Genomic DNA, 11,655 nt, shown 5'->3' on the forward strand with positions numbered 1-11,655 from the left:
CGGGTCCTGGGTCGGTCGGCGGATTGACACCCATTGAGTCAGGTCGCGGCTCGACTGAACAGCGATTGCCATCTGTTGCCAACGTCCGGAAGCATGTCCCCAAACGGGATCTCCAGGACGAGGCCGGCCCACCGCTGGCAACCCCGCGCAACAACTGGCAACTCGTTGTCGGCAGGCGTCGTCCGTGGCTTCACTGGGTGGCAGCACTACACCCCACACCGAAAGCGTTGCCATCAAAGGAGATTGACATGTCCAACGTGACCAAGGAGGAGATCGCCCAACGGTTCGTCGACGAACGGCTCCCCAAGCGCTCGATCGTCGGCTACGGATTCGGTGACTTCGCCAACAACCTGGCCTTCACGCTGGGCACTGCCTTCCTGCTCTACTACTACACCGACGTGGCCGGCCTCTCCGCCGCGTCCGTGGCCACGATGTTCTTCGTCGTCCGCCTCTGGGACGCCTTCGCCGACGTCTTCGCCGGCCGCATGGTCGACCGGACGATGACCCGCATGGGCAAGTTCCGGCCGTTCATCCTCTTTGGTGCGGTGCCCCTCCTCTTCCTCAGCTTCCTCACCTTCCACGTGCCGGCGTCGCTGGAGCAGGGCCAGAAGCTCCTCTACGCCTACGTGACGTATGCCGTCCTCGGCCTCGCGTACTCCCTCGTCAACATCCCCTACGGCTCACTGGCCTCGGCGATGTCCCAGTCGGTCAACGAGCGGGCCAAACTCGTCGCCTCGCGCTTCTTCGGTGGCGCCCTCGGCGGCATCGTCCTCACCTACGTCATCGCCCCGCAGATCTCCGGGCTCAAGCAGGAGAAGAAGACGCTCCGCTCGGCCGCCTACCAGGAGAAGGTGCAGGCGATCTTCACCCAGACGACCCTGCTCTTCGTGGTGATCGGGACCGCGGCCTACGCCGTCACCTGGTGGTTCTGCCGCGAGAAGGTCGTGCGCACCCAGCCCCGCGTCAACCTGCGCGACACCTGGCTTACCCTCAAGGACAACAAGCCGCTGGGTTACCTCTGTGCCGCGAGCTTCTTCTACCTCATCGGCCTCTTCGCGGTCGGTGGCGCGTCGGTCTACTACGCGCAGTACGTCCTCGGTGACATCAAGTGGGTCGGTCCGATCACCCTGGTCAACAGCGGCATCTCGATCCTCGCCGCACCCTTCATCCCGTGGCTCGTCGACCGCTTCGGCAAGAAGGCGCTGTTCCAGTACTGCGGCATCTTCACCATGGTCGGTGGCCTGGCGCTCTTCTTCAGCCCCGCGGGTGCGGTCATCCCGGCACTGGTCTTCCTCGGGATCAAGGGCATCGGCGCCGCCCTCATCAACACGCTGATGTTCGGCCTCGAGGCCGACACCGTCGAGTACGGCGAGTGGAAGTCCGGCATCCGCTCGGAGGGCACGACCTACGCCCTCTTCTCCTTCACCCGCAAGATCACCCAGTCGGTCGGTGGCGCCCTCGGCGCGGCGGCCCTCGCCTGGGGTGGCTACCTGTCAGCCACGGCTGACGTGCCGAACCCCATCCAGCCCGAGAGTGCCGTCACCGCCATCCGGGCGACGATGGGACTCATCCCGGCGCTCGCCGCCCTCATCGCGATGGTCATCTTCTGGAAGTACCCGCTCACCGACGCGCGCTTCCGCGAGATCCGCAACGAGACCGAACTGCGCAAGCAGCAGCAGGGGCACCTCACGGCCCCGGACGGTCACGTCATCGACTGAGCGCCCTCTCGGCTCGCGACCAGCCGGAGTGGCACGGCAACTCATGGCAACTCGTAGGCGGCTCACAGGCGGTGCACGAGCCTGTGTCAACCGGGCGCCACGGTTCGTCGATGCACCCGCCCGGGACGTCCTGCATCGCGTCTAGGACAGGAAGCCCGCCCTATGAAGCCCTCCCCACACCTGGTGCGGCACCGAGTTCTCCTCGGCCTCGCCACTGCCGTGCCGCTGACCCTGAGCCTGGGAGTCGCTGCAGCAGCGACTCCCGCCTCCGCCCCGGCTGCCCCCGTCGTCGGACTTCCCACCGCAGAGCTGGGCGACGAGGGCAACCACGGCCGCCCCCCGAGCCTGGAGTCCCGCGTCAAGGACGTCATCCGGGTCACCGGGCGCTCGTTCAAGGACCTCAACGACAACGGCCGGCTCGACACCTACGAGGACTGGCGCAAGCCCGTGACCGACCGGGTCGCCGACCTCGTCGCGCAGATGACGCTCGAGGAGAAGTCAGGCCTCATGCTCATCGACACGGTGAACGCGGCATGCGACCCGGTGACGAAGCAGCGCGGCACGGTCCCGGCCTCGGCCCTCGACTACGTCAACAACCAGAAGATGCACCGCTTCATCTTCCGCAACGTCGTCACCTCGCCCGACAAGGCCGTGTGCGGCGGGACCGACGGTGGCTTCGGCGCCTCGACCTCCGTGACCCCGAGCGAGGCCGCGAGCTTCATGAACTCGATGCAGGAGCTCAGCGAGCGGACCCGACTCGGCATCCCGGTCCTCTACAAGTCCAACGCCCGCAACCACATCGACCCCGACGCCCGCGCCGGGATCAACGAGTCCGCCGGGGCGTTCACGGCCTTCCCCAAGGAGGCCGGCGTGGCTGCTGCGGCGCTCGGCGAGGAGGCCAAGCGCACCGGCAAGGCTCCGACGGTCGGTGACATGTCGGTCGTCGAGGACTTCGCCGAGGTCATGGGCGACGAGTGGTCCTCGATCGGTCTGCGAGGCATGTACGGCTACATGGCCGACCTGTCGACCGAGCCGCGCTGGTACCGCACGCACGAGACCTTCACGGAGGACGCCGACCTCGGCGCCAACATCATGGGCTCGCTGGTCGAGACCCTCCAGGGTCCGGTCGGCACGGACGGCACCTCGCTCAGCCCGCAGACCGACGTGGCACTGACGATGAAGCACTTCCCCGGCGGCGGTCCCCAGGAGCTCGGGCTCGACCCGCACTACGCGTTCGGCAAGGCGCAGATCTACCCGGGAGGTGCCTTCGGCGAGCACCTCAAGCCCTTCACGTCCGCGATCGCTGCCGGCGTCAGCGCGATCATGCCGTACTACGGCGTGCCCGTCGGCGTGACCTACAACGGCAAGACCTACGACGAGACCGGCATGGCCTTCTCCGACCAGATCGTCAACGAGCTGCTGCGCGACGAGCTCGGCTTCAAGGGCTACGTCAACTCCGACACCGGCATCATCAACGACCGCGCCTGGGGCCTGGAGGAGAAGACCGTCCCCGAGCGTGTCGCCGCAGCCCTCAACGGTGGGACGGAGACGCTGTCCGGTTTCCACGACGTCAAGACCATCACCGACCTCGTCGACGCCGGCCTTCTCTCCGAGGAGCGCATCACGCAGGCGGCAGGTCGCCTGCTGGAACCGATGTTCCGCATGGGCCTGTTCGAGGACCCGTACGTCGAGGAGTCCGTCGCCACGGACACCGTCGGGAGCGCGGCCCACCGCGCCGTCGGCCTCGACGTCCAGCGGAAGTCCGCGGTGCTGCTCGAGAACAAGGAGCGGGCCGACGGCAGCAAGGCGCTGCCGCTGAAGTCGGGTTCAAAGGTCTACATCCTCGGCGACTTCAACGAGGCGACCGTGCGCAGCTACGGCTACGACGTGGTCAACGGCAACACCCTCGTCGACGGGAAGCGCCCGAGCGCCGCCGGGGCCGACCACGTCCTCATCTCGATGAGTGCGAAGAACAAGAACACGGGCTCGTACGTGAGCAACAGCCCCGCGACGGGCCTCAACCCGGACCACATCAACCCGAGTGTGGTCGACGGCCTCGCCGGCCTGGACGGCAAGAGCACCTACGGCACCGCCGACGCCTGTGTCTCGTACGGCGCCAGGGCGTGCACCGACAACGGCCTCCGTTTCGGCGGGTCCTTCCCCTGGGAGTCGAGCATCCTCGACTTCAGCGGGATGGCGAGCTCGCAGTCGTGGCAGGTCGTGCCCGCCCTCGACACGATCCAGCAGGTCATGGCAGAGGTCGGCGACCCGAGCAAGGTCGTTCTCCAGGTCTACTTCCGGCAGCCGTTCGTCATGGACGAGGCCAGCGGCCTGCGTGACGCCGGCGCGATCGTCGCCGGCTTCGGGATCAGCGACACCGCCCTGCTCGACGTCCTGTCGGGGAAGTTCGCACCGCAGGGCAAGCTGCCCTTCGCCCTCGCCGGCACCCGCGCGGCGATCGAGGAGCAGAAGGCAGATCTGCCCGGGTACGACGAGACGGGTGACGGAGCGCTCTACCCGTTCGGCCACGGGCTGAGCTACGAGGACAGCGCCGGCTGACCCCCGGCGTCTGGCTGACGACACGACGAGGCGGCCCGCATCCACCCGGTGCGGGCCGTCTCGTCGGCGCTGGGCGGCAGGCGCTGGGCGGCATACGCAGGCTGTTCTTTCCGCAACGGATCCGGACGTTCGTTGCCCCGGAGGCCCGGACGTCCATAGATTGACGGGATGGAGCGACGGCCGACCATCTACGACGTGGCTCAGGCCGCGGGTGTCGCGGCTTCGACGGTCTCGCGGGCGTTCGCCCGCCCGGGCCGGGTCAACGCCGAGACGGCAGCGAAGGTCTTCGCGGCCGCCCACAGCCTGGGCTACCGCTCGTCGTCGCTGCCCGGGCTCACGACGACGCGCACCCACACCATCGCGCTGGTCGTCACCGACATCACCAACCCGTTCTATGCCGACATCATCCGTGGTGCCCACGAGGCGGCGGGCGAACTCGGCTACACCGTCCTGCTCTCACACACCCAGGAGGACGCCCAGCTCGAGCGTGAGTGGACCGAGCGGGAGCTGCGTGGGGTCGACGGTGTGCTGCTCGCGAGCTCGCGGATGTCCGACAGCGCGATCCGGATGATGGCCAAGCAGAAGCCCGTGGTCGTCCTCAACCGCCGCCTGCCGGAGGTCCCCAACATCCTCGTCGACAACGCGCGTGGGGTGCGCCGGGCCATCGAGCACCTCACCGAGCTGGGCCACGACAGCGTCACCTACGTCGCCGGCCCCGAGTCGAGCTGGACCGACGGCACCCGGTGGCAGGCCATGAGGGAGGCGGCCTACGAGCTCGACATCCGGCTCCGGAGGGTGGGTCCGTGTGCCAACCCCACGGTGCAGGCTGGTTTCGCGCGGGCGCGCGACGTCGCCGAGCAGGGCGCGACCGCCGTCATCGCCTACAACGACGTCGTCGCCATCGGTGTGCTCAAGGGGCTGATCCGTCTCGGCCTGCGGGTGCCCGAGGACGTGAGCATCATCGGCTTCGACAACACCCTCCTGGCCGAGATCACTGAGCCGGAGCTGACGACCGTCGCGGCGCCCTTGCACGCGATGGGAGCGACGGGGGTCAAGAACCTCGTCGGCATGATCGGCGGGGCCGTGCCCAGCCGTGAGCCTGTCGTCATGCCGATCAAGCTCGTCGTGCGCCGCTCGACGGGTCAGCGCAGCCGGAAGAGGACCTCGCCGGCGTTGGGCACGACGAACGTGCCGCCCTCGGCCTCCGCGGCGACGTCGATGGAGTCGGGGTCCACGTAGCCGAGGTTCGCGCGGCGGCACTGCTCCTCGGGGATCCTCGTGGCCAGGGTGACCTTGACCCGCAGCCTCTCCTCGCCGGTGTCGGCGTCGTAGGTGCCCGCCCCGCGCAGGTGCGTCGAGTGCGCGAGAGTGCCCCAGTGGACGTGCTTGAAGCGGTCCCACTGCTTCACGAAGTAGTCGCGGCAGTGGTAGCCGATGTCGAGGATCTCGGGGTGGCTCGTCGAGATCTCGGTGATGTGGGGCGCGTAGAGGATGACCTCACCCCCGTCGGCGACGACCGGCTCGAGCTTGTAGAAGCCCTTGGCCCCGGTCCAGATGTCCTCGTACATCTCGGGGATGAGCGAGATGACGCGCGACACCGGATCATCGAGGTGGTGCACGTGGGTCGCAGCGCACACCTCGGCAGCGCTCGCCCACGACGAGATGGTGTCCCCGAACGAGATCGAGTGCAGGTCGAGGCTGCCGGCCTCGCCGACGACGCAGAACGCGAGCTTCTCGGCGGGGACGAGCGACGCGCCCTCGTTGATGAGTGCGCGCACCGGCGTGATGGCCGTCGTGCCGATGATCTCGGCCGAGGTGATGAGGGCACCGATCCAGTGCGAGACGTCGATGATGTCCTGACCGGCGACGCCCGGGAAGAAGTACTTGTTGCCACCTGAGATGCCGACGACCTCGTGGGGCAGGACTGGCCCGACGACAAGCGCGATGTCGTGCTCGACGACGGCCCTGTTGAGCAGCACCGGGACGTCCATCGTCAGTCGGCCCTCGGACAGCTCGGCGAGGCGCGACGCCGGGATCGTGCCGAGGTTCGCGAACGTCGACTCGTCCCACCACTCGTGGTTGACGACAGTCATCCCCGGATAGGTCTCCTCGAGCCGGCCCGCCTCGTAGCCGAGGTGCGCAGCGAGCGCCTTCTCGCTCATCGGCTGGTGTGTGCCGAGGGCGATGAGCGTCGTCATCCGAGTCACCCGCCCGTGAAGTGCTCCGTGCACGGCCTTGACGAGCATGGGCAGCGGGCACGTCCGGGTCCCGTCCGGGACGACGATGCAGACGCTCTTGCCGTCGACGTCGGTCTGCGCGAGCTGGTCGGCGATGAATGCCGTCACCTGCTCTGTGGGCAGGACGCCGTGCTCGTCGCCGATGCGGGCGGCCCGCGCCGCTGCCTCGGCGGGCGTCTCCAGGGCAGGTTCAGTCGTCGTCATGGCCTCACTCTCGCCGCGGTACGACGTGCAGGGCAAGACTGCCCGGCAACAGGTGGCAACCTGTGGACGCTGCGTGCAACCAGAACGGACGATGCTCAGCATGACCTCTCTGCACCCCGATCGGCTCCTGCCCGCTGACCCCGGTACGCGTGACATCGCCCGTCGCCTGTACGCCGCGACGGCGAGCCTGCCGATCATCTCCCCGCACGGTCACGTCCCCCCGGAGTGGCTGGCAGAGGACGTCCCCTTCGCCGACCCGACGGCCCTGCTGCTCTCGCCGGACCACTACATCTTCCGGCTGCTCCACGCCCAGGGCGTGCCCCTCGCCGATCTCGGCGTCGCCGGCACCGCGCTCGACGAGCAGGGCTCGAGACGGGCGTGGCGGCTCTTCTGCGAGAACTGGACCGCCTTCCGGGGCACGGCGAGCAGGTACTGGATGGAGAACGTGCTGGGCGACGTCTTCGGCCTGACCGACACGCCGTCCGCCACGACGGCGGACACGCTCTACGACTCCATCGCCGCCGCCCTGACGACGCCGGAGTTCCGCCCCCGTGCCCTGGCCAAGAGGTTCGGCATCTCCGTGCTCGCGACGACCGACGACCCGGTCGACAGCCTCGAGCACCATCGAGCACTCCGGGCCGACACTCGCTTCAAGACCCGGGTCGCGCCCACCTTCCGCCCGGACCGCTACCTCGAGTCGTCGCGCCCCGACTTCGCCGAGCTGACCAAGGCGCTCGGCCACGCCGCCGACATCGACACCTCGACCTACGGCGGCTACATCGCCGCGCTCGAGGACCGGCGCCGCCACTTCAAGGACCACGGCGGTGTCTCGACCGACCACAGCCACACCGACGTGGTCACGCTCACGCTCGAGCCGGGCGAGGCCGCGCGGATCTATGCGGCGGCGCTCTCAGGCGAGGCGAGCGAGGCGGAGGCCACGGCCTTCCGTCGCCACATGCTCGTCGAGATGGCTCGGATGGCCACCGAGGACGGCCTCGTCATGACGCTCCACCCGGGCTCCCTGCGCAACCACCACGCGCCGACCTTCGACAGGTTCGGTCCTGACACGGGCCACGACATCCCGATCGGGGTGGAGTTCACCCGGGGTCTGCAGCACCTCCTCGGCCGTTTCGGCACGGTCGAAGGCTTCCAGCTCATCCTCTTCACTCTCGACGAGACCGTCTTCAGCCGCGAGATCGCGCCGCTCGCCGGCTTCTACCCCAGCGTGTATGCCGGTGCGCCCTGGTGGTTCCTCGACGCCCCCGAGGCGGTGCGTCGCTACCGTGGTGCCGTGACCGAAACAGCCGGCTTCCACCGGACCTCGGGTTTCATCGACGACACCCGCGCGTTCCTGTCCATCCCCGCACGACACGACATGTCGCGTCGCCTGGACGCGGCATACCTCGCCCAGCTGGTTGCCGAGCACCGGCTCGGCGAGGACGAGGCGCACGAGACCGCGATCGACCTCGTCACGACGATCCCGACCCGCGCGTTCAAGCTGTGAGCGCCGCCGGCACCGCGCGCCGACTGTCCCGCACCGACGGGCGGCGGGAGGCCCCGGTGCGGATCATCCACCTCGGCCTCGGCAACTTCTTCCGTGCGCACGCCGCCTGGTACACCGAGCACGCCCCGGACGCCGACGACTGGGGCATCGCTGCTTTCACGGGTCGCTCACCTTCCGCGGCCGAGTCGCTCACCGCCCAGGACGGGCTCTACACGCTCCTCGTCCGCGGGCCCGAAGGCCCCGAACCGGAGGTGGTCTCCAGCCTCTCGGCGGTCCATGCCGGTGCCGACCTCGCCGCCCTTCGGGACTACTTCTCCCGCCCCGAGGTCGTCGTCGTCACCCTGACCGTGACGGAGGCGGGGTACCGGCGCAACACGGACGGCGGCCTGGACCTCGACGACGCGGGCGTCCGGGCCGATCTCGCTGCTCTTGCCGCGGACCCGGTGGCCGGACACGTGACGACGACCCCCGGCCGGCTCGTGGCGGGGCTTCTCGCGCGTCGTGCATCGGGTGCAGGTGGCATCGCGATCGTCCCCAACGACAACGTCCCGGACAACGGGGCGATGGTCGCGCGCGTCCTGGCCGACCTCGTGGGCGCCGTCGACCCGAGTCTCCGGCCGTGGGTGGACGAGCACGTCTCGTTCGTCACGACGATGGTCGACCGCATCACTCCTCGCACCACCGACGCCGACCGCGCCGAGGTGCTGTCGCTCCGCCACGTCGACGACCCTGAGGTCGTGCCCACCGAGCCCTTCAGCGAGTGGGTTCTCGCAGGGAGCTTCCCCGGTGGCCGGCCGGAGTGGGACGCGGTGGGAGCCCGCTTCGTCGATGACGTCGCACCGTTCGAGCAGCGCAAGCTGTGGCTGCTCAACGGTTCGCACTCTCTCATGGCCTACGCCGCCTCGATCCTCGGCCACGAGACCGTGTCCGAAGCGATCGCCGACCCGCAGGTGCGCCAGTGGGTCGAGGAGTGGTGGGACGCCGCATCGCCGCACCTCTCGCTCCCCGAGGGGGACGTCACGGCATACAGAAAGGCCTTGCTGGAGCGCTACTCCAACGCGAACATCAGGCACCTGCTCGCGCAGATCGCTGCCGACGGCTCCCAGAAGGTCCCGATCCGCGCCGTGCCCGTCATCCGGGCCGAGCTGGCCGACGGAGAAGCCAGCCTCGGTGCCCTGCGGCTCGTCTCGGCGTGGGTCGCACATCTGCGCGGCGCCGGCGCAGCGGTCACTGACACGCAGTCGGACGCGGTCGTGGAGCTTGCCGCCGGGTCGGTCGACGACGCAGTGACCCGGGTTCTGAAGTGGCTGTCCCTCGACCCGGCCGTCGTAGGTGACGTGGTCCGCGACCAGGTCCGCGAGCTCGAGGGACTTGAGAGCACCTCCTGACCCCCCGCTCGGCGGACCCCAGCCGAGGGCGCGGACTCCATGAACCACGAAGGCGGCGACCGGCATCTGCCGGTCGCCGCCTTCGGCGGTGGTGTGGTCGATCAGGGCGTGATCGTCATGAGGCCCATCTGGGTCGGGAGCCAGGTGGAGAGCGCCGGGACGAAGGTGACGACGAGCAGCCCGATGCACAGGGCCCAGAAGAACGGCATCACCTTGGCCATGAGGGGCTCGATCCGGACGTTGGCGACGCGTGCCGCCACGAACAGGTTGTTGCCGATAGGGGGCGAGATGTTGCCGAGGCACATGTTGAACACCATCATCGCTCCGAAGTGGATCGGGTCGACGCCGAGCTCGGTCACGGCGGGCAGGAAGATCGGCGTGAAGATGAGGATGGCCGGGGTCGGGTCCATCACGGTTCCCGCGATGAGCAGCACGACCATGATGATGAACAGGACGATGACGACGTTGTCGGTGAGGCCTAGCAGGGACTTTGCGATCGTCTCCGGGATCCTGGCGAACGACAGGACCCAGGCGAGGATCCCCGAGACCCCGACGAGCAGCATGACGATGGCGGTGGTCTTCGTCGCGTCGAGCAGGATCTGGGGCAGCTCACGGACCGGGAGCGTGCGCTGGATGAGCCCCTGGAGCAGGGCATAGACGACGGCGATCATCGCCGACTCCGTCGCGGTGAAGAAGCCCGCCAGGATGCCGCCGATGACGACGACGATCATGAGGAGCGACGGGACGGCCCGCAGGAAGACGGTGAAGGCCTGCGACGGCGTCGGGCGGGCGGTGCTCTTGAGCTCGGGGTGCTTGCGCGCGTAGAGCGCCACCATGAGGACACAGATTCCCGCCCAGAGCAGCCCCGGGCCGACGCCCGCCATGAACAACGCGGCGACCGATGTGCCTGACACCAGCGAGTAGACGATGAAGGTGTTGCTCGGCGGGATGAGCATGCCGGCGGGTGAGGCCGCTGCGTTCACACTGGCGGCGAAGGCCGGGTCGTAGCCCTCGTCCTTCATCCGGGGTGAGAGGACGGTGCCCACGGCAGCCGCGGAGGCGACCGAGGCGCCGGAGACGGCGCCGAACATGGCGTTGGCGACGACGGTCGTCTGCGCCAGGGAGGCCGGCAGCCGCCCCGACACCACGAGGGCGAGGTCGATGAGTCGTTTGGCGATGCCGCCGTTGTTCATCAGCCCGCCGGCGAGGATGAAGAACGGGATGGCCAGGAGCGCGAAGGAGTTGCTCGCCGAGAAGACCCGCTGGGCCGAGGTGAGTGCGGCGCCCTCGGGTCCCAGGAGGATGGCGATGGCGATCGCGGATGGCACGCCCATCGAGACGGCGACAGGCACGCCGAGGGCGATGAGCACCGAGATCCCCGCGAGCAGGACGACGGTGGCAAGGGTGACGTTCTCCATGGCGGTCTCAGATTCCTTGGTTGGCTTCGTCGATCTGCGGCACGGCTTCCTTCTCGCCGGCGAGGATGCCGACGAGGTGGCAGATCGCGAAGTACGTGATGAGGACCCCGGCGACGGGCAGGACGGCGTAGATCTGGCCCACGCTCAGCGGCATCGTCGAGATGTTCTGGCCCCAGGCGTTCCTCGTCGCTCGCAGCCCGCCGTAGATGAGGACGAAGACCGCGAAGAAGACGACGGTGAGCTCGACCGCCACGGCCATGGCGCGCTGGACGCCGAGGGGGAACCGGGTGGCGAGGAGTTCCACCGCGATGTGTCCCCGCTCGGAGAACACGAGGGCGCTGCCGAACATCGCGAGTACGACGAACACGTAGCGCGCGGTCTCCTCGGTCCAGGAGGCCGGGGTCGGGAGGACCTGCCGGGAGAAGACCTGCCAGCCCACGATGAGGACGAGGACGGTGAAGATCACCACGCACAGCACGGCGAGGACCCGGTCGATCACCTTGCGGGGGGCGTCGAGACCGCGGGCCACGACTCTCCAGCGCTCTGATCCGTTTGCGGTGTCCTTCGCCGCCGGTGCATCGGACCCGGGGTCGCCCGGGGGTCTGGGTCCACTGGTGCTCATGTCAT

General features: G+C 68.8%; 8 protein-coding genes. 5 read left to right on the forward strand and 3 right to left on the reverse strand.

The window, feature by feature from the left end:
• Positions 1–248 precede the first annotated feature (248 nt).
• The 3 genes from LL946_RS09450 (at position 249) to LL946_RS09460 (ending at position 5,516) form a co-directional block, all read left to right on the forward strand.
• The gene (locus tag LL946_RS09450; protein WP_404380000.1) at positions 249–1,718 is read left to right on the forward strand and encodes a glycoside-pentoside-hexuronide (GPH):cation symporter; all 1,470 of its coding nucleotides are present in this window, start codon (positions 249–251) and stop codon (positions 1,716–1,718) included.
• A 162-nt stretch (positions 1,719–1,880) separates the two neighbouring features.
• Positions 1,881–4,277: a glycoside hydrolase family 3 N-terminal domain-containing protein gene (locus tag LL946_RS09455; protein WP_404380002.1), complete on the forward strand. Its 2,397-nt coding sequence runs from the start codon at positions 1,881–1,883 to the stop codon at positions 4,275–4,277.
• Positions 4,278–4,445: 168 nt separating this feature from the next.
• Positions 4,446–5,516 (forward strand): LacI family DNA-binding transcriptional regulator, encoded by a 1,071-nt coding sequence (locus tag LL946_RS09460; RefSeq protein ID WP_404380004.1) that lies wholly within the window; start codon positions 4,446–4,448, stop codon positions 5,514–5,516.
• On the opposite strand, the gene LL946_RS09465 is transcribed toward LL946_RS09460, so the two are convergent.
• Positions 5,420–6,718: a lactate racemase domain-containing protein gene (locus LL946_RS09465; RefSeq protein ID WP_404380006.1), complete on the reverse strand. Its 1,299-nt coding sequence runs from the start codon at positions 6,716–6,718 to the stop codon at positions 5,420–5,422. The genes LL946_RS09460 and LL946_RS09465 overlap by 97 nt on opposite strands.
• A 91-nt stretch (positions 6,719–6,809) precedes the next feature.
• Here LL946_RS09465 and uxaC point away from each other — a divergent pair, with 91 nt between their 5' ends.
• A complete protein-coding gene (gene uxaC / locus LL946_RS09470) occupies positions 6,810–8,222 on the forward strand; it encodes a glucuronate isomerase (protein WP_404380008.1) in 1,413 nt (470 codons plus the stop codon).
• A complete protein-coding gene (locus tag LL946_RS09475; RefSeq protein ID WP_404380010.1) occupies positions 8,219–9,610 on the forward strand; it encodes a mannitol dehydrogenase family protein in 1,392 nt (463 codons plus the stop codon). The genes uxaC and LL946_RS09475 overlap by 4 nt, the downstream gene beginning before the upstream one ends.
• A gap of 101 nt (positions 9,611–9,711) precedes the next feature.
• Here LL946_RS09475 and LL946_RS09480 read toward each other — a convergent pair whose 3' ends face one another.
• A complete protein-coding gene (locus tag LL946_RS09480; protein WP_404380012.1) occupies positions 9,712–11,028 on the reverse strand; it encodes a TRAP transporter large permease in 1,317 nt (438 codons plus the stop codon).
• Positions 11,029–11,035: 7 nt separating this feature from the next.
• Positions 11,036–11,557 carry a TRAP transporter small permease gene (locus LL946_RS09485; protein ID WP_404380014.1) on the reverse strand — a complete coding sequence of 174 codons (522 nt, stop codon included), beginning with the start codon at positions 11,555–11,557 and terminating at the stop codon, positions 11,036–11,038.
• Positions 11,558–11,655: the final 98 nt, after the last annotated feature.

Origin of the sequence: Knoellia locipacati, assembly GCF_044791685.1 — a bacterium.
Lineage (GTDB): Bacteria > Actinomycetota > Actinomycetes > Actinomycetales > Dermatophilaceae > Knoellia > Knoellia locipacati_A.